We start from the raw sequence: 23,973 nt of genomic DNA on the forward strand, positions 1-23,973 counted from the left end.
GTAGTTTTATATCTTCAGCATAATAGGAAGGAGTTGAAGTTTTAAGTTTCAGAATGCGCTATTTTATGGCGCATTTTTTATTAAAACCTTTTTTTCTAACGAAGTAAATTTACCTTAAAATACATATATTTGATATTCAGTTTTTTTAAATAAAAGTATGGCAAAATTTGACGAACAGGCTACTCAGAATCTTTTTGAGAAGAATTTTATTACCGAAGAACAATACAACCAGATAAAAAAGTATCGCAGTTTAGGTATCTTTTCACTGCATGCTGAATTGAGAATGTTTTTATATCTATCGGTTTTGCTTTTTACATCGGGTATTGGAATTTTAATTTATAAAAACATTGATACTATAGGTCATATTGCAATTTTGACATTATTGCTGATCGGTATTGGCGTTTGTTTTTATTTTTGTTTCAAAAACTCAAAAGGATTTCAGAAAACAGAGACAACTTTCGAGAACCCTGTTTTAGAATATTTGGTGCTTGCTGCAAATATACTAACATGTATTTTTATTGGTTATTTGCAATTTCAATACAAGCCATTTGGTACGCATTATGGCTTGGCAACTCTGGTCCCCACAATAGTGAGTTTCTGTTGTGCCTATTACTTTGACAACAGAAGTGTTCTGACAATAGCGATTACGGGTTTAGCTGCTTATGTAGGGTTTTCTGTAACACCACAGGATCTTCTTATGAGTAATTTTTACGCGCTCCAAGGGTTGAGTTATTCAGCCATTGTATTAGGCGGTCTGTTGATTTTATGGACTATTTATAGTTCGAGGATTCAATTAAAAATACATTTTAATCTGGTCTATTTAACCTTTGCCCTGCATATGATTAGTATCGCATTAATCAGTAATTTGCTGGATACATTCGATTGGATTTGGACGATTTTTGTTCTGATACTTGCTGGCTCGTCCTATTATTTTTATAAAATAAGTCATGAGCTTAAGGCAATTTCTTTGTTTGTTTTTATGATCATTTACGCTTATATCGGGATTAATATAGTGCTGTTCCGTTTTTTTGAATATATTGATTTTTCAGAGATATGGGAATTATTTGTTCTGGTAATTCCGATCTATTTTATAGGTTCAATAGTCTTGTTTATTAAACTAATTAAAAACTTCAATAAAGAAATTACGCAATGATAATATTAGACAAAAATAAATTAGGCAATTCGGCTTTAACAGCAGAGGCAGATTCGTTAAAGAATGCCGGTTTTATCGGTAAAGAACAGCTTGATTTTATTAAAAAAGAGCTGCCGGTACTTAATAGCCATAAAAATATTTTGGTGTGTATTGGGTTCTTTTTATTAGGATCATTTTTGTATTTGTCCTTATGTGGTGCAGTTTCGCTTTTTGGACTTTCAGGTGCCGATAGCAATTGGCGATTTTTTCCTTTTGTTTTTGCTGTAATTGGTATTGTAGGATCGGAAGTTTTAGCAAAACAAGGATATCATAATCACGGATTAGACGATGCTTTCATTTTGGGAACTATATTAAATGTTGGTCTTGCAGTTGGAGTTTGGAGTGAAGGGAATAATGTACTGTCAATTACAATTGCGATTACAATAGTTTCATTTATTCAGTATTTGCGTTATGTGCATATATTGTCAGTATGGGGTTTTTATCTGGCATTAACAGCAACATTGGGATATGCTATATTTGATTTTTTGGAATTTGGACAAGCCATTTTGCCCTTTTTTATGATGTTATATAGCGCAGCTACCTATTATTTTTCCCGAAAACTTATAAAAGACTTAACAGAACCATTTTATTTTTCGGGACTTGCTTTAATAAAAGGCATTAGTTTGATTCTTTTTTATCTTTCCGGGAATTATATGGTTGTTAGAGAATTATCAGCAATGCTTTTAGGTACTTATTACGAAATAAGCCCTGAAATTCCGTTTGCATTTTTCTTTTGGTTTTTTACATTTAGTGTTCCTGCTTTCTATTTGTTTTATGCTTTAAAAAACAAAGACCGAAGCATGCTTTGGATTAGTTTCATCGCCATTGCTTTTTCGTTTTACAGCTTTCGATTTTATTATTCGGTTTTGCCAATAGAAGTGGCGCTGACACTAGGCGGACTGCTTTTATTTGCAATTGCATTTTTCTCCATAAAAAAATTAAAGAATCAGGAAGAAGGATTGACATTTAAACCGGACAGAATCTCCAATTCAAATGACTTTTTAAATGCAGAAGCCTTGATTATTGCATCAACATTTGCAATGAAACCGGAAGTAAAACCTGCTGATTCTCCAATGGAATTCGGCGATGGTGGATTTAGTGGTGGGGGATCGGAAGGGAAATTCTAGTTTTGTGAAATGTCATTTGTGAAATGTTTTCTGTAAAATGTGAAATGTTTTCTTTGCAACGAATACTTTGTCAAAATTGACAAACTAAAATAAAACAAAACCGCTGAATTAAAAATTCAGCGGTTTTATCTCACATCTCACATCTCACATCTCACATCTCACATCTCACATCTCACATCTCACATCTCACATCTCACATCTCATAACTCACACTTCCGCCTTCAAAGCCTCAGCATCAATATCGCTGTGTGAAACATCGTAAACCGCTTTTCCGTTTTTAATCAATATCAATTGAGGGGATTCGTGGTAGACGTTAAATCGGTTGGCGATTTCGTTAGATACATCGCGATGAGCAATTAAATCAAGGAAAAAGGCATCAACCGTTTCGTTTAAATCGTATTCTTTTTCAAATTGTTTTAAAGCCATTCTGCTAATGCTGCATCTCGTACTATGTTTAAAAATTACAATAGGCTTAACATTTGAAGTGTTACTAATCTCATCTAACTGTGTTAAATTTGTAAGAGGAATCCAGTTTATATTGTTTTTTTGAGAATCAGAATGATCTGAATTTCCAAAGATAGAATTTAAAAAACCCATGTTTTGACTGTTTTTGTGACTTTTTGACATTTAAATCAAACAAAATATTGATTTTTAATGACGTTTTGTCTGTTTTTTTGTTGTGGAATGTAATTTGAATGTTGAATTGCAAAGTTACTTATTAGAAATAAAAAACAATCATAAATCATACAAATATGAACATAAATAAATTTACAACTAAATCTCAGGAAGCCATTCAGCTGTCGCAGCAGTTGGCTCAAAGATATGGTCAACAACAAATAGAAAACGAACACATTTTTAAGGCTATTTTTGAAGTTGATGAAAATGTAGCGCCTTTTATATTAAAAAAACTCAATGTAAATGTGCCTTTGTTTTTGCAAATTTTAGACTCTACATTACAAAGTTTTCCAAAAGTTTCGGGGGGAGATATTATGCTTTCCCGTGATGCAAACAAAGCATTGAATGAAGCAGAAATGATTGCACAAAAAATGAACGATGAATATGTATCAATCGAGCATTTAATTTTGGCAATTTTTGATTCAAAAAGCAAGGTAGCGCAGATTTTAAAAGATCAGGGCGTTACCGGAAAAGCTTTAAAAGCGACTATCGCAGAGCTCAGAAAAGGCGAAAGAGTGACTTCCGCTTCTGCTGAAGAAACGTATAATTCATTGAATAAGTACGCAAAAAATCTAAATGAATTAGCGCGTACCGGAAAATTAGATCCTGTTATCGGGCGTGATGAAGAAATTCGACGTGTGTTGCAGATTTTGACACGAAGAACAAAAAACAATCCAATGTTAGTGGGAGAGCCCGGTGTTGGTAAAACAGCTATTGCCGAAGGTCTGGCACACCGAATTGTAGATGGTGATGTGCCTGAAAATCTAAAAGATAAAATCGTTTTCTCTTTAGATATGGGCGCATTGATTGCCGGAGCTAAATACAAAGGAGAGTTTGAAGAAAGACTAAAATCGGTAGTAAAAGAAGTTACAGCCGCAGAAGGAGATATTGTTTTATTTATCGATGAAATTCATACACTTGTAGGAGCAGGTGGAGGTGAGGGAGCTATGGATGCGGCAAATATCTTAAAACCGGCTTTGGCCCGTGGAGAGTTAAGAGCGATCGGAGCAACAACTTTAGATGAGTATCAGAAATATTTTGAGAAAGACAAAGCCTTGGAACGTCGTTTCCAAAAAGTTTTAATCGACGAACCGGATACGGAAAGTGCGATTTCAATTTTGCGTGGAATTAAAGAAAAATACGAAACGCATCATAAAGTTCAGATCAAAGACGAGGCTATTATTGCGGCTGTAGAGCTTTCGCAACGTTATATTACCAATCGATTTTTACCGGATAAAGCCATTGATTTAATGGATGAAGCGGCTTCGAAATTACGTATGGAAATCAATTCAAAACCGGAAGAATTAGATGTTTTGGATCGTAAGATCATGCAGTTGGAAATCGAAATCGAAGCCATTAAACGTGAGAAAGAAGAAAGCAAGCTTAAAATTTTGGGAATGGATCTGGCCAACCTGAAAGAAGAGCGAAATGAAATCTACACCAAATGGAAATCTGAAAAAGATGTCGTTGATGGCGTTCAGGCGGTAAAATTAGAAATTGAAGATTTTAAGCATGAAGCAGAACGTGCAGAACGCGATGGTGATTACGGAAAAGTAGCAGAAATTCGTTACGGAAAAATCAAAGAAGCACAAGGACGTTTAGATATACTGTTGAAACAATTACAGGAATACCAATCCGGTAATTCTTTAATAAAAGAAGAAGTCACCAGAGAAGATATTGCCGAAGTGGTAGCAAAATGGACAGGAATTCCGGTAATGAAAATGTTGCAGACCGAAAGAGAGAAACTGTTGCATCTGGAAGACGAATTACACAAACGTGTTGTAGGTCAGGAAGAGGCGATTGAAGCAGTAAGTGATGCTGTCCGCAGAAGCCGAGCCGGATTGCAGGACATGAAAAAACCTGTTGGTACGTTCTTATTTTTAGGAACAACCGGTGTTGGTAAAACGGAGTTGGCAAAAGCTTTGGCAGAATACCTTTTTGATGACGAAAATGCGATGACCCGTATTGATATGAGTGAGTATCAGGAACGTCATAGCGTGAGTCGATTGGTTGGTGCGCCTCCAGGGTATGTAGGTTATGATGAAGGAGGGCAATTGACGGAGGCCGTTCGCAGAAAACCCTATTCTGTAATTTTGCTGGATGAGATTGAAAAAGCACATCCGGATACGTTTAATATTTTATTGCAGGTTTTAGATGAAGGCCGATTGACTGATAATAAGGGGCGTCTGGCTGATTTCAAGAATACAATTATCATCATGACCTCTAATATGGGAAGTCATATTATTCAGGAGAAATTTGATAATCTAAAGGGCGGTATTGAGGCTGCAACGGAAGCTGCAAAAGTAGAAGTGTTAGCTTTATTAAAACAAACAGTTCGTCCCGAGTTTATAAACCGTATTGATGAAATTGTGTTGTTTACGCCTCTGACAATCGAAAATATTTCGAGAATTGTTAGTTTACAACTTAAGAGTGTTACCAAAATGCTGGCCTTACAAGGCATTACAATGGATGCGACACCCGAAGCGATTGCTTATCTGTCAGACAAAGGGTATGACACGCAATTTGGAGCAAGACCGGTAAAACGTGTCATTCAGAGAGAAGTATTGAATCAATTGTCAAAAGAGATTCTGGCAAACCATATTACAACCGATAGTATCATTTTGATTGATGCTTTCGACGGAAAATTGGTTTTTAGAAACCAAACACATAAAGTAGATTAATTTTTTTAGTTAATTATTAATTGGAAAGACACCAGTCGAAAGGCTGGTGTTTTTTTTGTTCGAATAAGTCATAAAACCTTGAATAATGTATAATGTAAATGGTAAAATGTAAAATGTAAAATGTAAAATGTAAAATGTGAAATGTGAAATGTGAAATGTGAAATGTGAAATGCTAGTCAGAAAGGGCAAATGGGACAATACAGTTAATTTTTTTAGAAAAAGATTAGATAAAAAAGTAGTAGATTCGCACAGGTAAAAAAATAAATATCGTAGAGTATATTAGGTTTTGTAAACCAATGGATTACGTAATTCTTAAAAATAAATAAATTAATAAATGGCATCAGGTTTTTTCGTACTATTAGATGATATCGCAGCAATCATGGATGATGTTGCAGTAATGAGTAAAGTGGCAGCAAAGAAAACGGCAGGTATTTTAGGAGATGATTTAGCGGTTAATGCTGAAAAAGCTTCAGGGTTTGCTTCTTCAAGAGAGCTTCCTGTTTTATGGGCAATCAGCAAAGGATCACTTCTCAATAAAATTATTATTTTGCCAATTGCTTTTTTGTTGAGTGCTTTTTTTCCTATTGCCATCATTGTAATTTTAGTACTTGGAGGGCTTTTTCTTGCTTATGAAGGTGCCGAAAAAATATATGAGTTTATATTTCCACATGATCATGCTTCAGAAGGAATTACGGAAGAAACATTTACAGAAGAGGAAATTTTAGCTCTTGAAAAAGACAAAATAAAATCTGCTATTGTAACCGACTTTATTCTTTCGGTTGAGATTGTAATCATTGCGTTGGGAACTGTAATTGGCAAACCAATTTCATCGCAGATTGCGGTAGTTTCAATTGTCGCATTAATTGCTACAATTGGAGTTTATGGTATTGTTGCTTTAATCGTCAGAATGGATGAAGTAGGTTTTAAGATGATTCAGCATAGTAAAAAAGAAAAAAGTGCATTAAAATTTATTGGGAATTTATTGGTTCAGGCACTTCCAAAAGTAATTAAGGCTTTAACAGTTATTGGGACGATTGCTTTAATTTTGGTAGCCGGAGGTTTGTTTGTTCATAATATTGAATTTTTACATCATGTACTGCCTCAATTTCCTTCTATTTTAAAAGAGTTTATAGTAGGACTTGTAGTTGGATTTGTAGTTTTAGCGATTGTAAATCTTTTCAAAAAGCTTTTTGGTAAAAAAGCACATTAACATAAAGATTGAATTTTTCGAATAAATAGAACACCAGTTTGTAAAGCTGGTGTTTTTTTATGTTTTTGTTTTAAAGGTAATCCCTTTATTTATAGTTGTTTGATGAGGTTGTTTAATAATTTAACATTTAATCTAAGCAACCTTATTATTTATTCACACTCTTCATATTAAAATAACAAATAAATATTTTATATGAAAAATTTTAGATTAAAATCGTCTTTAGTAGCTTTGTTCTTGTTAATTGGATTATCTTCATGCAGTAGTGATGATGATAATAAAGGTAAAACACCAGATCCTGTAGCTGTGATGAAAAATAGTTTCGCAAGTAAAGTGGAAGGTCCTGCAACAGGAAAAGTGAATGTTGAATTAAGTTACGATGTAACATTTACTCCAGAGACTAATTGTGGGGAATTTAATAAATTCACTGAAGCAACAATTGGTACCGATAAAGGATTGCAGGTTGAGGTGAAATACCCGGCAAAAGAGTGCAGTAAAGAAGCATCTACTGCGAAGAAAGCAGCTTACAAATTTAAATCTGCAACTAAAGGAACTTTTAAGATTAAATTCAAAAAATCTGCTACTGAATTTATTACAACTGAAGTAGTGATAGACTAATTAATTTGGTTTTGGTTATTAGTTAGATGCTTGCCCTTTGAATTCTATGTGAAGAAACATCAATCTTATGATTGGTGTTTTTTTTGTTTAAGATAATAAGTAAAATGTATTTTTAAAGACAGTTGTTTTGCTTTTTATTTTCTTCTTTGATGAGAAATTAGAACGTAAAGAATTGGTAGAGAATATCGTAACAAAAGTGTTGTGCTTGTTTTTTATAAGTAAGAGGTTGAAAAAAGCAAATCAAAATTGCTATTTTTGAATTGTAAAATAATTTAAAATTATGGGAGCTTTAGAATTAAGAGATAGTGTTTTGGAGTATATTAATGCAGCGGATGAGCGTCTTTTAAAAGTTGTGAAAGCTGTGATTGAAAGTTATAGAGAAGAAGAAATTGTCACTTTTTCGGTAGAGGGTGAGCCTATAACAAGAGCTGTTTATATGCAAGAATTGGCAAAAGCAAAAAAGGAAATTGAGAATGGAGAATTTATTTCGCAAGAAGATTTGGAAAAAGAGGCTAAAAATTGGTAAAGAATAGAATTGCAATAGTTTGGACGAATAGAGCTAAAAATGAATTGAGAACAATTTTTAATTATTACAAAGAAAAATCAATTCAAAACGCTATTACATTAAGAGATGATAGTATTGTCAAAATTTTTTCTACAAAGCAAAATCCACGCAAAGAATTATCAAAAGAGTTCATAAGAGCTCTTTTTTTTATATTAATCGGTTATAAAGACATCTTTGCCATTCCTCTAAAAATTACTATTTTTGCACTTTAAATTTTATGTCATGCCGAAAAGAAAATATAAAATAGCCGTTATTCAGTTAAATCTGAATGATGTTGCGGAGAATAATCTAAAAAAATGTATCAGTTGGGTAAAAGATGCAGCCACTAAAGGAGCTGAAGTTATTTTACTACCTGAATTATATAGCAGTCATTATTTTTGCCAAAGCGAAGATGTAGATAATTTTGCATTAGCTGAACCACTTTACAGTACTTCATTTGTTGCTTTTAGCGCATTGGCGAAAGAGTTAGGGGTTGTTATTATCGTTCCTTTCTTCGAAAAAAGAATGGCCGGAATCTATCACAACAGTGCTTATATTATTGATACTGACGGAACAGAAGCCGGTTTATACCGTAAAATGCACATTCCGGATGATCCGCATTTTTATGAAAAATTCTATTTCACTCCGGGTGATTTAGGTTTTCAGGCTATCCAAACTAAAAAAGGAAAAGTTGGAACGCTGATTTGCTGGGATCAATGGTATCCGGAAGCAGCACGTATTACTGCTTTGAAAGGTGCTGAAGTATTGTTTTATCCAACAGCAATTGGTTGGCATCCAAAAGAAAAAGAAGAATACGGAGAGAATCAATATGGGGCCTGGATGAATGTAATGAAAGGTCACGCTGTTGCAAACGGAGTTTTCGTTGCTGCAGCAAACAGAATAGGTTTAGAACAATATATCGATGGTACGGAGGGAATTCAGTTTTGGGGAGCCTCTTTCATAGCGGGACCTCAAGGAGAAATTTTAGCTCAGGCATCACACGATCAGGAAGAGATTCTAATTGCCGAAGTTGATTTGGATTTGCAGGAAAATGTACGTCAGAACTGGCCATTTTTCAGAGACAGAAGAATCGATGCTTTTGAAGATATTACAAAAAGAGCAATTGACTAATTCAAATTATATAAAAGGCCGTTTCAAAATATTTGAAACGGCCTTTTAATTTATAGTGAAACCTAAGATTTACTTCAAATTTGGTTGGAAAATTTTGATAGTTCCGTCACCTTCACTGCTCACTACAACTAAACTTCTTTTTGTCGGACTTTTTGCTGCCGGAATAAATAGGATTCCTTCAGGAGCATCGCCTGTTTTTACAGTTTGTAGATATTGTGGCGAAGCCGGATTGGTTACATCATATGTCATAAAAGCATCGGATCTTTCCAAGCCTACAAACAGTATATTTTGAGTACCTATTTTAGCAACTACCACAGCTTCCGGTTCTGAGCCTTTATCATCACTACGTTTGTCGTCATAAGTGCCTAATTCATTGGTCTTTTTGTCAACATCATTTTTACTGTCGTAAACTATTTTACCGGTATTACCATTCCAGATCGAGAAAGAACGAGCACCGAAACTAACCATTTCGTCCAAATCGCCATCACCGTCAGTATCTCCCATATCGGCTACAAGATTAAGTCTTCCCAGATTGGTGTCCAATTTTAAAGTAGCAGCATCAGGAAAAACAGTTGGGTCCAGTTTCATGTCTTTCATTCTTTTTATATCATTGTATGCAGCATATTCTCTGGCGTCACCTTCATTGGCAGTAACAAAATAAGGAACGTTGTTGGCAGAAAAATGGCTGATAGCGTCCGGCATAAATAGCCCTTTAACTTTCCATGGGTTAAAAGCGATTTTATCATCTTTATCACTAACGTCAATTGCATTTTCGGTAGTATTGTAATTTTTTAAACCTAAAGGAAAAATAGCGGTAATGGTTTTGGAAACCAAATCTACTTTTGCAACACCATTGTTTTCCTGAAGTGTTACCCATGCCGTTTTAGAATCATCAGAAATAGTTACATATTCAGGTTCAACATCTTGCGCGAAAGATTTGGCAAAGCTTGAAATTCTGAAACCGTCTTTTTTCAAAGCCGCTGCCTGACTGCTAAAAGAAGTAAAATCTAAGGTGGCAACAGCATAATTGTTGGTTACTTCTATAATCGAAATCGTTCCGTTTGGATCTTGAGAATAATCTGCATTTGGTTCCCCTTCGTTGGCTGTCATGATATATTTTCCGTCCGGCGAAAAAGTAATCATATCGGGTAAAGCTCCAACAGTAACTTGTTTGATCAGACTGTAATCTGTAGTATTAAAAACAACTACTTTTCCATTTCCTTGTTTATTAGCTGTAGATTCTAGTGCAACAGCCAGTTTTCCATCGTAAATAGCAACGCTGTTAGAAGCACCTTCGTAAGGAGTTAAATCAATTTTTCCAATTTTGGTTGGTTTTGTAGGGTCAGATAAATCAATTACATCAATCTGATTCGTTCCGCTATTGTTAACAGTAAAAAGTCTTTTTGTTTTTTCATCATAAGCCGAAATTTCTGCAGCACCTTCTCCGCCTATCGTTATGCTTCCGATTTCTTTAAAAGAGGCAGGGTTTTCATTTACAACAGCTTCTGTTTTTTCATTGTTTGAGTTTTCGTCATTATTACAGCTTGCCATTAGAAACAAAGCGGTTAATAAAGAGATACTTAATTTTTTCATTGTATTTGTTTTTAGTTTTTTCAAATGTAAATAGCAGAACCTGGCTTTGTATTAAGACTGTATTATTTAATCTTTAACTTAATTTTAGGATTTGTTTTTGACTGATTTTGATTTGATTTTCGCTCAGTTGTTTTATAATCCTTACGAATCATTATCTTTGTACTCTTTCAAATTTAGAAATACTTTATGTCAGCAAATAATAGAAGATTCCCTGCAGAATGGGAAAAACAACAAGGAATTGTATTGTGTTTTCCACATAATGGCAATGATTGGCCAGGGAAATACGAAGCTATTCAATGGGCTTTTGTAGAATTTATAAAAAAAGTAGCCACTTTTGAAACCGTTTTTCTGGTTGTGGCAGATGAAAAACTAAAAGAAAAAGTATCCGGAATGCTGGAAAGCGCTAGAGTAAATAAAGCCAATGTGACTTTTATGGTTCATAAAACCAACAGAAGCTGGATGCGTGATTCGGGCCCAATTATCGTAAAAAATGGCTCAAAAAGAGAAGCCTTGAATTTTAATTTTAATGGATGGGCAAAATACAAGAACTATCAGTTAGATAAATTTGTTCCCGGAAAAGTAGCCGATTGTATTGATGTTCCTTTAACACAGGTAATGTACAAAGGAAAACCGGTAATTGTAGAAGGTGGAGCGATTGATGTAAACGGTAAAGGAACCTTACTGACTTCTGAGGAATGTTTGATGCATCCTACTGTTCAGGTTAGAAATGCAGGTTTTACCAAAGAAGATTACGAGGCTGTTTTTAAAGAATATCTGGGAGTTACCAATGTAATCTGGTTAGGAGACGGAATTGAAGGAGATGATACGCATGGGCATATAGATGATTTATGTCGATTTGTAAACGAAGATACTATTGTTACCATTGTTGAAACAGATAAAAACGATTCAAATTACAAACCGTTACAGGATAATTTGAAACGTTTGCAAAATGCAAAGTTAGAAAACGGAAAGTCTCCGGTAATTGTAGCGTTGCCAATGCCAAAACGTATTGATTTTGAAGATTTAAGATTACCGGCGAGTTATGCTAACTTCTTGATTTTAAACAATTGTGTTTTGGTTCCGACTTTTAATGATAGTAATGATCGTGTGGCTTTGAATATTCTTTCGGAATGTTTTCCTGATCGTGAGGTGATCGGTATTAGTTGTATTGATTTTATTTGGGGATTTGGAACATTGCACTGTTTAAGTCAGCAGATTCCGGCTTAAATAAGTCTTTTTGAAATAGAATGTTACGAGTTGACATTTGATAAAAATATCCGTACAGACTGTGTACGGATATTTTTTTTGCTTTTCCTTATTCAAATTAATGTTTATTTATTGAATCTGTGATAGTTTGCCTTCTAAAAAATGATATTGATAATAGATTTGTTTTTAACTTTGAAGTGTAAATAAGTTCCCAATCTAAACCTATTGAAAGATGAAAAATGTATTACTTCTTTTCGTTATTCTTATATCTTGTAGTGTTTTTTCGCAACAACACGATCATAAGATGCAAGATGAACCTTCAGTACATGGTATGACTCTCTTCGGAAGAGATAAAATTTATGCTTACCATTTACCAATGTTTCGGTCTCCACACAATTATCAGATTATTTTAGAATTGGTTTTTGATGAAAGGACAAAGCAGCAGTTTATAAATGACCAGTTGCGACATCCGGAACATGCTACCTATACGATTGAACCGGAGGTTTTTGTTTTGCCGGATATGATTGCAAATCCACGCATATTTAAAGCAAGTATCTACCGTGGACATTTTGAACGCGGAGGAATTAAAATTGCAGAAACGAATACGGTAAAAATTAAGGAAGTTATTTATTTTAAAAAGTTTGATCCGAATGCAATTAAGCCAAAATCGTCAGATTTTATTTTGTTTGGAAATAAAACAGAACAATTTGCCGTTCATAGTATTTCAAAAGCTCCTGATTTTGATCAAATTTTGCAAATAAAAACAGGAGAGAGGTTAGATACCTATAAAATTTTGAGCTTTGATGAAAATGTTAACGCGCCTGTTGGTGTTAGCGGAAACACTATTGACGTTAATTTTAACGGCAGGAAACTCAAAGTTGATTTGTTAAAGCAGCTTTATTTAGAGTTTGAGGATTTGAAAAATTGATAGTGTTTATTTGCAGCAAATGCCCATAATCGATGAAAATAGAAAACATACAAAAGATTTTAACTTTTTTAGAAGACAATTATCATCGACAAATCGATCCTGAAGAGTTAGAAGCAGTTTCGAATTATTCTTATCGAAACATACAGCGCATTTTTAGCGCGATACTTCTGGAAACGATTGGTAATTTCTGCACCCGGTTAAAGCTGGAAAATGCTTATAAACAATTGGTTTACACTGATCATTCTATTACAGATATTGCTTATGATGTTGGGTATAGCAACAATCAGTCTTTTGCTAAAGCTTTTAAAAATAAATTTCTAATTACTCCTTTGCAGGCCAGACAGAATAAGAAAGCTTTATTTGAGGAATATATTAAGGTTAAAGAAAACAAGCTCTTCTTTATTGATTTTGAATACGAGTACAAAGAGAGAATAGAAGTTTATGCTAAGACACTTATTACTAATAATTATAATAATGTAGCAATAAACGAGCTTTGGGATACTATTACAGAAGAGAATAAAACAATCTCAGCATACAATTGTTTTGGTGTAATTGTAGATCAGCCTATCATCTCAGATAAGGAAAAATCCAGATACGAGGCCAGTGTTGATGCTTGCGTTAATGCAAAGTTATATCTTTCAAAAGCTATTTTTGGAGGTTGGTATGCCAAGTATATCCATCTTGGAGATTATGACAAAATTGAAGAAACCTACCGAAAGATATATTATCGATGGCTTTATGAGAGTGACTATGAGTTGGGGACTTCCTCAATTATAGAGCATTATATTGATGATGAAAAATCTATAAACCAATTGATAACAGCGATATATGTTCCTGTAAAACGTAAGTTGTCAAAATAAGACAATCCTGGTACTCAGACATGTTTTAGTTTTGCGTATCTAAAAAAGTATATATCATGATCAAATTTCAAATTTTAATTTTAATCACCTCGATTGCTGCACCAGTTTTAAATTCTTGTGCTGGCGAAGAAAGTGTGGCAGAGGCAATAGCTAAACCGGATCCCTCACAAATAATGTACAAAATGCCGGACGAATCAGAACCGCATGAAGGTACCTGGTTGCAATGGCCACACCAATACCAACATGGTATGACATACAGAAACGATCTGGATGAAACCTGGGTAGCCATGACAAATGCATTGCAAGAAACAGAAAAGGTGCATATAGTAGCTTATGACGCTACAGAAAAAAACAGAATTACTAATTTGCTGAATAAGGCAGGTGTTTCATTAGTCAATGTGGATTTCAAAATTCACCGTACAGATGATGTTTGGGTGAGAGATAACGGACCAATATATGTGAGAGACGCCAAAGGAAATCTATTGATCGAAGATTGGGGATTTAACGGTTGGGGTGGTAAATACGATTCTGCTAATTGTGATGCAATACCTAGTGCTATTGGAGCTGCTACAGGAGTGACTGTTTTGAATTTAAATTCAATCATGACAAACGAAGGCGGTTCAGTAGAATTAGACGGGCATGGTGTGCTGATGGCTACTAAAAGTGCTATACTTAGTCAAAAATCCAGTAACTACTCTGTTAGAAATAAAGGAATGAGTCAGGCACAAGCCGAGTCGAATTTTACAAAGTATCTTGGCGCTACAAAGTTTATCTGGCTTGAAGGTGGTTTTAGTGAAGACGACGTGACCGATATGCACATAGACGGTATAGCAAAATTTGCAGCAGGCAACAAACTGATCACAATGAGTGATTCTGATTTGGCAGAGTGGGGTGTTAAAGATTCGGATATTGATATTTTAAATGAAGCTTCGAATGCTAAAAATGAGGTGTATACTAAAGTTATTTTGCCATTGACACAACGTAATGTAATAACAAAAACTGGTAAAGCTTTAGGTTACAAAGGATGTTATATTAATTTTTATGTAGCAAACGGTAAGGTTTTGGTACCTAATTATAATGATCCAAACGATAGTGTGGCAAATAAAATCATTGCAGGTCTATATCCGGGAAGAAAAGTGATCGGGATTGATGTAAGAAACTTATACGCAAACGGCGGAATGGTACATTGTGTGACGCAACAGCAACCTAAGAAATAAAAGCAATTAGTTAAAAAAAAGAAAAACTTTGCGCTTTAGCGACTTCGCGTGATAGTTTAAATATAAAGACGGAAAGTCTTTTGCACGCAGATTTAGCCGATATTTTTGTTTTGTTATTTCGATAAAAATAATCTAAATAAATCCGCTTAATCTGCGTGAAAAAGATTTTTTTGCGTTTAAGCTTTTAACCATAAAGGAGCTCAAAAATAAAAAAAAACTTGTTAGTTTTAAGCTAACAAGTTTTTTTATATTATTCATGTAATTCATCTGCTCTTCATTGTCTCACAAAAGGAGGCAATAATTGGCTGGCTACTTCGCCAAAACCAATACGAACTTCATTAGTTTCGCAGAAACCTCTGATGATTACCGTATCATTATCTTCGATAAATTTACGTACGCTTCCGTCGTTTAATTTTAATGGATTTTTTCCTCCCCAGGTAAGTTCTAACATCGAACCAAAGCTGTCCGGTGTTGGTCCTGAAATAGTTCCTGAGCCCATCATATCACCAGAATTAACACGACATCCGTTTGAGGTATGGTGTGCTAATTGCTGACACATAGACCAGTATAAATATTTAAAATTAGACTTAGAAACGACAGTTTCTTCCTGATTTAAAGGTTGAATGGAAACTTCTAAATGAATATCAAAAGCTCTTTTTCCTTTAGTCTGTAAATAAGGAAGCGGAGCCGGATCTTGCTTAGGCCCTTTTGTTCTAAAAGGCTCTAAAGCATCCATGGTTACGATCCAAGGCGAGATAGAAGTCGCAAAGTTTTTTGCTAAGAAAGGTCCAAGTGGTACATATTCCCATTTCTGAATATCACGAGCACTCCAGTCGTTTAGCAAAACCATTCCGAAAATATAATCTTCAGCTTCGTATGTTGGGATGTTTTCTCCCATTATGTTTACGTCTGTAGTAATAAAAGCAGTTTCTAATTCAAAATCTACTAATCGGGAAGCGCCAAAAACAGGTGTTTTTTCTCCATTAGGCAATGTTTGCCCCATTGGTCTGTGTACCGGGATTCCGGACGGAACAATTGTAGAGCTTCTTCCATGATAGCCAACCGGAATGTGTAACCAGTTTGGTAATAAAGCATTTTCGGGATCGCGGAACATTTTACCTACGTTTGTAGCATGTTCTTTACTGGAATAAAAATCAGTATAATCGCCTATTAAAACCGGTAATTGCATTTCGACATCATCGATCTTGAAAATAACGACATCACGGTCTTTTGTTGAATCTCTAAGTTGTGGGTTGGTGGCATCAAAAATATCTGCGATGCGATTGCGGACCAAGCGCCATGTTTTTTTTCCGTCAGAAATAAAATCATTAAGCGTGTCCTGCATAAACATATCATCGGTTAAATCTATTCCGGCGAAATAGTTTAATTGTTGTAAAGCCCCTAGATCTATAGCGTAATCGCCAATTCTGGTTCCTACTGTAACGACATTTTCTTTGGTAAGAAATACACCGAAAGGAATATTCTGAATAGGGAAGTCGCTATTTTCAGGCACTTCTAACCATGATTTTCTTTTGGTATCGTTGGCGGTTATCGGCATGTGAATGTTAATTATTTGTTGAAAAATTACTTGTCAAATATATCATAATCTAACTGTATGGCAAACGTTTTTTTGTATTTTTGCATCAAATTAACGAAAATCAAAAAAATGCAACGCGACGAACAAATTTTTAACCTTATACTAGAGGAACAGGACAGACAAATTCACGGATTAGAACTTATCGCTTCAGAGAATTTTGTAAGTGATGAAGTAATTGAAGCAGCAGGGTCTGTTTTAACTAATAAATATGCCGAGGGGTACCCAGGCAAAAGATACTACGGAGGATGCGAAGTAGTTGACGTAATCGAGCAAATTGCTATTGACAGAGCCAAAGAATTATTTGGTGCTGAATATGCAAACGTACAACCTCACTCAGGTTCTCAGGCAAATACAGCAGTTTACCATGCATGTTTGAATCCTGGTGACACGATTTTAGGTTTCGATTTGTCTCATGGAGGTCACTTGACTCATGGTTCACCGGTAAACTTTTCAGGACGTTTATACCGTCCGGTTTTTTATGGTGTAGACGCTGAAACTGGCCGTTTAGACTACGATAAAATTCAGGAAATTGCAACTAAGGAGCAACCAAAATTAATCATTGCAGGAGCTTCGGCTTATTCTCGTGATATGGATTTTGCACGTTTCAGACAAATTGCGGATAGCGTAGGAGCAATCTTATTTGCTGATATTTCTCACCCTGCAGGTCTTATTGCAAAAGGATTATTAAACGATCCAATTCCACATTGTCATATTGTTTCTACCACAACTCATAAAACATTACGCGGACCTCGTGGAGGTTTGATTTTGATGGGGAAAGATTTTGAAAACCCACAAGGTTTAAAAACACCAAAAGGAGAAATCAGAATGATGTCTGCTTTATTAGATTTAGCAGTTTTCCCTGGAAATCAAGGAGGACCGTTAATGCATATTATTGCGGCTAAAGCAGTTGCTTTTGGAGAAGCTTTAAAAGATGAATTCTTTACTTACGCTATGCAATTGCAAAAAAATGCAAATGCTATGGCTGACGCTTTTGTAAAAAGAGGATACAACATTATTTCTGGCGGAACTGATAACCACATGATGTTAATTGACTTAAGAAACAAAGGTATTTCAGGAAAAGAAGCTGAAAATGCATTAGTAAAAGCAGAAATTACAGTAAATAAAAACATGGTTCCTTTTGATGACAAATCACCATTTGTAACGTCAGGAATTCGTGTTGGAACAGCTGCAATCACAACTCGTGGTTTAGTTGAAGAAGATATGGAAACTATTGTGGCTTTAATCGATAGAGTACTTGTTGATCATACTAATGAAGCAGTAATCGAGGAGGTTGCAAATGAAGTAAATGAAATGATGAGCGAAAGACCAATTTTCGTTTACTAAGAAAAACATTTCAAGTTTAAAGTTTCAAGTTTAAAGTTTTGTGTTGATTTAAAACAGCACAAAGCTTTAAACTTTTTTTAGTTTTTACTAAAAAGAAACTCGAAACATGAAACAAAAGAAAACCTGAAACAAAAATAGAGACATGGGTGTATTAAGATTACAACTGCCAACTGACCCAAGATGGGTTAATATTGTAGAGAAAAATATCGAGGAAATTCTGACCGATCATGCCTGGTGTGAACAAAAAGCTGCTACAAACGCGATAACGATTATAACAAATAATTCAGAACATCAGGATTTGGTACAAGATTTATTGGCTTTGGCTAAAGAAGAGATTGATCACTTCGAGCAGGTGCATAATATCATCATCAAAAGAGGATTAAAACTAGGACGTGAGCGCAAAGACGAATATGTAAATGAATTGTATTTGTATATGAAGAAAAGCGGTGACGGAAGCAGAGTTTCCGGTCTGGTAGAGCGATTGTTGTTTTCTGCAATGATTGAAGCCAGAAGCTGTGAACGCTTTAAAGTTTTATCTGAAAATATTCAAGACGAAGAACTGGCTGTTTTTTACAGAGAACTGATGGAAAGCGAAGCAGGACATTACACTACATTTATCACCTATGCCCGAAAATATGGTGTTGGAATCGATGTTGAAAAACGTTGGAGAGAATGGCTGGCCTACGAAGAATCGATTATTTCGAATTACGGAAAAGGAGAGACGATTCATGGGTAGTTCTTTTGTGAGATGTGAGTTATGAGTTATGAGTTATGAGTTATGAGTTATGGGATGTGGGATGTGAGATGTGAGATGTGAGATGTGAAATCTACAATCTAAAATCCACAATCTACAATCTAAAATTCCTTACATTTGAGTGTAACAGAAATTTGCAACCATGAGAATAGAAACAGATTTGAAGTTGGGGTTTAAAGATGTGATGATCAGGCCCAAGAGATCAACGTTAAAAAGCAGATCCGAAGTCTCTTTAGAGCGAAATTTTAAATTTTTGCATAGCAGCAGTACTTGGACGGGAATTCCGATTATGGCTGCTAATATGGATACTGTGGGAACTTTTGAAATGGCTGAAGTTTTGGCTAAAGAGAAAATATTCACGGCGATTCATAAACATTACTCTCTTGAGGAATGGAATAGTTTTCTGGAGAAAGTTAGTCCCGATTTTTACAATTACATTGCGGTAAGTACAGGAACCGGAAAAGAAGATTCTTTAAAAATTAAGGAAATTATAACTGCAAATCCATTGCTGCGCTTTATTTGTATTGATGTTGCTAATGGGTATTCGGAGCATTTTGTTCAGTTTTTAAAACAAATCCGTAGCGAATATCCGGACAAAGTGGTTATAGCAGGTAATGTCGTGACGGGGGAGATGGTAGAAGAATTATTATTGGCCGGAGCAGACATTGTTAAAGTAGGAATCGGTGCAGGATCCGTTTGTACCACCCGTGTAAAAACAGGAGTCGGATATCCGCAGCTTTCGGCTATTATAGAATGTGCCGATGCTGCCCATGGTTTGGGCGGACACATCATTAGTGATGGTGGATGCAAAATACCGGGTGATGTTGCTAAAGCTTTTGGAGCAGGTTCAGATTTTGTAATGTTGGGAGGTATGCTTGCCGGACATACGGAAAGTGGTGGAGAACTTGTAGAAATTAATGGTAAGGAATTCAGGCAATTTTACGGTATGAGTTCTAAAACGGCGATGGACAAATACGTAGGTGGTGTTGCTGAATACAGAGCAAGTGAAGGGAAAACAGTTCAGGTTCCTTTTAGGGGGAAAGTTATAAATACAATTTTGGATATCTTAGGAGGGCTAAGGAGTACTTGTACTTACGTTGGCGCTTCAAGATTAAAAGAGCTTACCAAACGAACTACTTTTATTAGAGTAAGCGAACAGGAAAATCAAATTTTTACGAATTAATTAAAAACATTAAACTTAGTATGATTACAATTTCAGAAGCGGACAGAAATGATATTAAAATAATTCAGGATATAACCTATAAAACATGGCCTATAACCTATGGGGAAATTTTGTCTGAAGAGCAATTAAACTATATGTTGGATTTATTTTATTCAGATGAAGCTTTAATCGCTCAGTTGGATAAAAGAGAGCAGTTGTTTTATTTGATTTCTGATGAGAATTCAGTTTTAGGATTTATAGGAATTGAACACAATTATAAAAAAGAAGCGATTACAAAAATTCATAAAATATATCTTTTGCCGGAAACACAAGGTAAAGGAATTGGAAAATCAGTAATCGAAAGTATTGGAAAATTAGCAGTAGAGAATAATTCCAGCTCGCTGTTTTTAAATGTAAACCGATTTAATAAAGCGTTGCATTTTTACGAGAAAACAGGTTTCAAAATCATTGATGAAGTTGATATAGAAATCGGAAATGATTATTTGATGGAGGATTATGTGATGGAAAAACGATTGTAAATTGAAATCAAAGATAGGTAAGATGATCTTTTAATTGTTGAATTAGTTCTTTAACTTTCTGTCAAAGTGCTAATAATGACAGATATATTTTTAGGAATAGTAATAAGTGTATTTACGGGCTTAATTTCATCTTACTTGTTTTTAATATATTTTTTAAAAAGGAAAAGGGTGAAGATTGAAATATCACCGCATGTAAGTAAGGTGGTATTTGAGGGAGAAGTGAACTATTTTTTCAAATTTGTAAATAAAACGAACTCAGAGATATTTGATATTAGAATTGAACCGACGTTTTATAAACAAGTAGGTGGTGTTGGTGGCATGAACATTCAGGGAAAAGATATTGCTTTAAAAGATAATTTTATCTCTTATATTCCCTGTAAAAGAAATTCTGACACCAATAGTTTACACGCCATGAGAGTTAGAACCAGTGAAGATATAGAATCGAACTGGAGTGATACGTCTTCTTACATAAGACTTACTGTAATTGCTAAACACTCATTATCCGGTTTTACGAATATTTTTGTTATGGATTTTTATTCTAAAGATGTTATAACAACTAAAAAATTTAAATCAGGGGATGATTTGGGAGTAGCTTAATAATTAACAGTAATAATTAACACTAATAGTTTGTCTGTTAGGTAATTATTGAGTAAAATTGTATAATCAATTAACTTAAAAATTGTACGCCATGAAAACAGATGTTATTGTAGGGTAATCCTAAAGAAAATATAGTATTCAGCCAGTAGTTTATGCTGGCTTTTTTTATGCTGTTAACTCAAGTTAAGTGCTTAAACAATGAGGCTTTGTATTTGTTTAACCGCAAGGTTCGCAAAGTTTTATTATTTTTTAATCTTTGCGAACCTTGCGGTTAAAATAAGTTGTATAAAAAGAAAGGTCTTATTCTTTCAGATCATACTCGGTATTGATCTGTTTAATAATTGTTTCTCCTAAAACGATTAAATTGTTATAACGTTCATAAATCTGATTCCATGGAACAAGATTTTTTGTCAATTTTCGTCCTTTTGGTGTGGTCAGTAATTTCCAATTATCAGCTAGGTTTTCAGGATCGGTTAGATTATCTTCCATATAGGATTGTAGTTTTTTTTGCATGGAGATCCACCCCGTTTCAGACGAATTAACTTCAGAGAGACTCTCTTGGTAGAATTTCAAAATATTCAGAGAAAGAGCTTCGTTTTCTATATTTCCGATTCTTCCGGAAGATACAAAGCCATTAAAACGATAGATATTAGGTCTTAGATAGGCATTAATGTTGATATATGATAATTCTTTTTTGAATTGCTTTTCATTATAAGGTTTGGTTTTATCCAATTGATTTAAGCTTTCGTATATTTTTCCAAACTCTTCATACTGTTTTATTAACGATTTAGTGCTATTGATGTCATTTTGAATATCGGATTTAAGTCCGATTAGGAATTTTTTAACTTCCTGCTGTTCGTGTCGGTGTTCGCTCCAACTGTGCAACCAGATCGATAGTGAAACGGCAAAAACAATGATGAAAATTTCTAAACCAATTTCTTTTACTTTTTCTATTAAATTATGCTTCTTATTAGTTACAATTCGGTGTACTTTTTTGGTGTGTTTAATGATTTCCTGGTCTGCCATTTCTTTTGGTTAATTGGTTAAGTAATGTGCAAAAATATAGTAATTGGTTAAAATATATGAATATACTTTGATTTTATTTCTTAAAAATTAAGTAATAATTCAAATAGGAAATGATGTACTTAAACTAATAACTAACTCACAATTACATCATGCTTAAACAACAAACCTTTTACTTCGTTTAAAGAAAAAACAGCTTTTTTAAGCTTAGTTTTAGACGGATCAATCGTGTAGTTGAAACTGGTTTTAAAATCGGCTTTGTTGGCGATGGCCTTATCAAACTCTGAGCGATAGAGATCACAATTATCAAAATGAACATTGGTTAAATCCGCAGCCATAAAATCTACGGCTATCAGACTGCAATTGATAAATGTAGTTCCTTTTATTTTTAAGGTATAAAATTTAGAAAAGTCCAAAGTACAATCATTAAAATGAACTTCGAAGATAAGTTTGTCGCACATGGCAAAATTTACTTCTTTTATTTCACAACGATTAAAAGTGACCGTTCTAAAGGCAACATAATTGATTTTTGCATTGTTAAAAGCACAGTCATTAAAAACACAATCGATAAAGGTAACGGCCAGAAAGGTACAAGCAGAGAAGTCACAATTATTAAAAATACAACATTCAAAATCCTTAAAATTAAGATCTTCTTTGCCATAAACAATCGTATTGTATTCTTTGTCAAGGAAATATTCTGATTCTTTTTTCAATGCTTTTTTATGGGTTTTTCAGAGTGAAAAGATAATAATTTAAGCAATATAGTTTTGGTTTTTAAACTAAATTTTTGCTGTTCCGGTTTTGTAAATCAAATTTTATTATTAAGAATAGTTGTGTAAAATATTGAAAATAAGGGGCCTGTTTGCAATAGGATTTGTCATTATTCAAAAACATTGAACTGAGAAATGGTAGAATTTTTAAAAAATAATTCTTTTTAAATGTATTTTTCCAATCCTGGTGCCCCTGTTTTTTGTTCCAATTGTGCTCAATGCTCAAAATGTTTCCGATAATCCTGAATTTTGCCCTCCCAAAACGGTATTTGAGCTTTTTCAGAAGAACGATTCTCTATTGATTCTAAAGCCTGTAAAAAACAATGAGATATTTTTGATTGGAGATTATCGACTGTATATTTTTTCGCAGCCTAATTTTGGTGATTTGAACTCATTTCAAAAATTAAGAATCAGAATAGCCGTTATTTTGTTAATTGTGAGTTAACCTCTTTTTATTCCCCATATTTTTTTACCGATGTACTACTTTTGTAAAATTCAATGCTTATTTTTGTTCGATATACCATTTTCTAAAGATGAAATTACTAATAGTCGAGGATGAACCAAACCTTTTATCGATTTTACGAAAAGGATTTGCTGAAAACAATAACGAAGTAAGTGTGGCGCTTGACGGCAAAACTGCTTTGGAGATGATTCATAATTACACTTTTGATGTGGTAGTATTAGATGTAATGCTGCCGGATGTTAACGGAATTGAGATTTGCAGAAGATTACGGGCAAGCAAAAATTTTGTACCGATTTTGCTTTTAACAGCTCTTGGAACTTCCGAGAATATTGTAACCGGTCTTAATGCAGGAGCAGATGATTATCTGGTAAAACCTTTTAAGTTTGGTGAACTCGATGCAAGAGTAAATGCGCTAAACAGAAGAGCTAATCAGGATACAGACAAAATAGATACCATAACAATTAGTGATTTAGAAATAAATGCAAGAGCCAAAACAGTAAAAAGAGATGGAGAACCGATTCTTTTAACGGCAAAAGAATTTAAATTGCTTTATTATCTGGCAAAGAATAATGGCAGAATTGTATCCCGTGACCAAATATTAGACAATGTATGGGACATTAATTTTGATATGAACACCAATGTTGTGGATGTTTACATCAATTATTTAAGAAAAAAAATAGATAAACCTTTTGCAACCAAACTAATTCATACCATGAAAGGTTTGGGTTATGTCATACAGCCATAA

The 23,973-nt window shown here is 34.3% G+C and carries 23 protein-coding genes; 18 read left to right on the plus strand and 5 right to left on the minus strand.

Annotated elements, in window-relative coordinates:
- Positions 1-157 precede the first annotated feature (157 nt).
- Together G3A47_RS19035 and G3A47_RS19040 are read left to right on the plus strand one after the other, a co-directional pair.
- Positions 158-1,153: a DUF2157 domain-containing protein gene (locus tag G3A47_RS19035; protein WP_166925269.1), complete on the plus strand. Its 996-nt coding sequence runs from the start codon at positions 158-160 to the stop codon at positions 1,151-1,153.
- Positions 1,150-2,319, plus strand: coding sequence for a hypothetical protein (locus tag G3A47_RS19040; RefSeq protein ID WP_166925271.1), 1,170 nt, complete (start codon positions 1,150-1,152; stop codon positions 2,317-2,319). Before G3A47_RS19035 ends, G3A47_RS19040 begins: the two co-directional genes overlap by 4 nt.
- Before the next feature lie 207 nt (positions 2,320-2,526).
- Here G3A47_RS19040 and ytxJ read toward each other — a convergent pair whose 3' ends face one another.
- Positions 2,527-2,916, minus strand: a complete 390-nt coding sequence (gene ytxJ, locus G3A47_RS19045; RefSeq protein ID WP_166925273.1) for a bacillithiol system redox-active protein YtxJ — start codon at positions 2,914-2,916, stop codon at positions 2,527-2,529.
- 155 nt (positions 2,917-3,071) lie between these two features.
- On the opposite strand from ytxJ, the gene clpB reads away from it, so the two are divergent.
- The 6 genes from clpB (at position 3,072) to G3A47_RS19075 (ending at position 9,175) form a co-directional block, all read left to right on the plus strand.
- The gene (clpB, locus tag G3A47_RS19050) at positions 3,072-5,675 is read left to right on the plus strand and encodes an ATP-dependent chaperone ClpB (RefSeq protein WP_166925275.1); all 2,604 of its coding nucleotides are present in this window, start codon (positions 3,072-3,074) and stop codon (positions 5,673-5,675) included.
- 334 nt (positions 5,676-6,009) lie between these two features.
- Positions 6,010-6,885, plus strand: a complete 876-nt coding sequence (locus tag G3A47_RS19055) for a DUF808 domain-containing protein (protein ID WP_166925277.1) — start codon at positions 6,010-6,012, stop codon at positions 6,883-6,885.
- Positions 6,886-7,077: 192 nt separating this feature from the next.
- A complete protein-coding gene (locus G3A47_RS19060; RefSeq protein ID WP_166925279.1) occupies positions 7,078-7,500 on the plus strand; it encodes a hypothetical protein in 423 nt (140 codons plus the stop codon).
- 280 nt (positions 7,501-7,780) lie between these two features.
- Positions 7,781-8,026, plus strand: coding sequence for a hypothetical protein (locus G3A47_RS19065; RefSeq protein ID WP_166925281.1), 246 nt, complete (start codon positions 7,781-7,783; stop codon positions 8,024-8,026).
- Positions 8,020-8,277 carry a hypothetical protein gene (locus G3A47_RS19070; RefSeq protein ID WP_166925283.1) on the plus strand — a complete coding sequence of 86 codons (258 nt, stop codon included), beginning with the start codon at positions 8,020-8,022 and terminating at the stop codon, positions 8,275-8,277. Before G3A47_RS19065 ends, G3A47_RS19070 begins: the two co-directional genes overlap by 7 nt.
- Before the next feature lie 10 nt (positions 8,278-8,287).
- On the plus strand, positions 8,288-9,175 hold the full coding sequence (locus G3A47_RS19075; RefSeq protein ID WP_166925285.1) for a carbon-nitrogen hydrolase: 888 nt from the start codon (positions 8,288-8,290) through the stop codon (positions 9,173-9,175).
- Between the two features lie 69 nt (positions 9,176-9,244).
- On the opposite strand, the gene G3A47_RS19080 is transcribed toward G3A47_RS19075, so the two are convergent.
- Positions 9,245-10,768, minus strand: coding sequence for a choice-of-anchor I family protein (locus tag G3A47_RS19080; RefSeq protein WP_166925287.1), 1,524 nt, complete (start codon positions 10,766-10,768; stop codon positions 9,245-9,247).
- 186 nt (positions 10,769-10,954) lie between these two features.
- Here G3A47_RS19080 and G3A47_RS19085 point away from each other — a divergent pair, with 186 nt between their 5' ends.
- The 4 genes from G3A47_RS19085 to G3A47_RS19100 all read left to right on the plus strand — a co-directional run bounded on the left by G3A47_RS19085 (position 10,955) and on the right by G3A47_RS19100 (position 14,979).
- Entirely contained in the window at positions 10,955-11,995 is a 1,041-nt protein-coding gene (locus G3A47_RS19085) for an agmatine deiminase family protein (RefSeq protein ID WP_166925289.1), read from the plus strand.
- 211 nt (positions 11,996-12,206) lie between these two features.
- Positions 12,207-12,902 (plus strand): hypothetical protein, encoded by a 696-nt coding sequence (locus G3A47_RS19090; RefSeq protein WP_166925291.1) that lies wholly within the window; start codon positions 12,207-12,209, stop codon positions 12,900-12,902.
- 32 nt (positions 12,903-12,934) lie between these two features.
- A complete protein-coding gene (locus tag G3A47_RS19095) occupies positions 12,935-13,762 on the plus strand; it encodes an AraC family transcriptional regulator (RefSeq protein ID WP_166925293.1) in 828 nt (275 codons plus the stop codon).
- 56 nt (positions 13,763-13,818) lie between these two features.
- The gene (locus G3A47_RS19100; RefSeq protein WP_166925295.1) at positions 13,819-14,979 is read left to right on the plus strand and encodes an agmatine deiminase family protein; all 1,161 of its coding nucleotides are present in this window, start codon (positions 13,819-13,821) and stop codon (positions 14,977-14,979) included.
- Positions 14,980-15,253: 274 nt separating this feature from the next.
- Here the strand turns inward: G3A47_RS19100 and fahA are convergent, their stop codons facing one another.
- Positions 15,254-16,537: a fumarylacetoacetase gene (fahA, locus tag G3A47_RS19105; RefSeq protein WP_166925297.1), complete on the minus strand. Its 1,284-nt coding sequence runs from the start codon at positions 16,535-16,537 to the stop codon at positions 15,254-15,256.
- Between the two features lie 108 nt (positions 16,538-16,645).
- On the opposite strand from fahA, the gene glyA reads away from it, so the two are divergent.
- From glyA to G3A47_RS19130, 5 genes are all read left to right on the plus strand, one after another.
- Complete coding sequence (glyA, locus tag G3A47_RS19110; RefSeq protein WP_166925299.1) at positions 16,646-17,920, plus strand: serine hydroxymethyltransferase; 1,275 nt, start codon at positions 16,646-16,648, stop codon at positions 17,918-17,920.
- Positions 17,921-18,062: 142 nt separating this feature from the next.
- A complete protein-coding gene (gene miaE, locus G3A47_RS19115) occupies positions 18,063-18,656 on the plus strand; it encodes a tRNA-(ms[2]io[6]A)-hydroxylase (RefSeq protein WP_166925301.1) in 594 nt (197 codons plus the stop codon).
- Between the two features lie 160 nt (positions 18,657-18,816).
- A complete protein-coding gene (locus G3A47_RS19120) occupies positions 18,817-19,857 on the plus strand; it encodes a GMP reductase (RefSeq protein WP_166925303.1) in 1,041 nt (346 codons plus the stop codon).
- 20 nt (positions 19,858-19,877) lie between these two features.
- Positions 19,878-20,375: a GNAT family N-acetyltransferase gene (locus G3A47_RS19125; protein WP_166925305.1), complete on the plus strand. Its 498-nt coding sequence runs from the start codon at positions 19,878-19,880 to the stop codon at positions 20,373-20,375.
- A gap of 75 nt (positions 20,376-20,450) precedes the next feature.
- Positions 20,451-20,972, plus strand: a complete 522-nt coding sequence (locus G3A47_RS19130) for a hypothetical protein (RefSeq protein ID WP_166925307.1) — start codon at positions 20,451-20,453, stop codon at positions 20,970-20,972.
- Positions 20,973-21,272: 300 nt separating this feature from the next.
- On the opposite strand, the gene G3A47_RS19135 is transcribed toward G3A47_RS19130, so the two are convergent.
- Positions 21,273-21,998: a DUF6090 family protein gene (locus G3A47_RS19135; RefSeq protein ID WP_166925309.1), complete on the minus strand. Its 726-nt coding sequence runs from the start codon at positions 21,996-21,998 to the stop codon at positions 21,273-21,275.
- A 131-nt stretch (positions 21,999-22,129) separates the two neighbouring features.
- Positions 22,130-22,708, minus strand: coding sequence for a pentapeptide repeat-containing protein (locus G3A47_RS19140; protein ID WP_166925311.1), 579 nt, complete (start codon positions 22,706-22,708; stop codon positions 22,130-22,132).
- 590 nt (positions 22,709-23,298) lie between these two features.
- Between G3A47_RS19140 and G3A47_RS19145 the strand changes: the two genes are divergently transcribed.
- Positions 23,299-23,973, plus strand: coding sequence for a response regulator transcription factor (locus G3A47_RS19145; protein ID WP_166925313.1), 675 nt, complete (start codon positions 23,299-23,301; stop codon positions 23,971-23,973).

Origin of the sequence: Flavobacterium poyangense, from assembly GCF_011751075.1 — a bacterium.
Classification (GTDB): Bacteria; Bacteroidota; Bacteroidia; order Flavobacteriales; family Flavobacteriaceae; genus Flavobacterium; species Flavobacterium poyangense.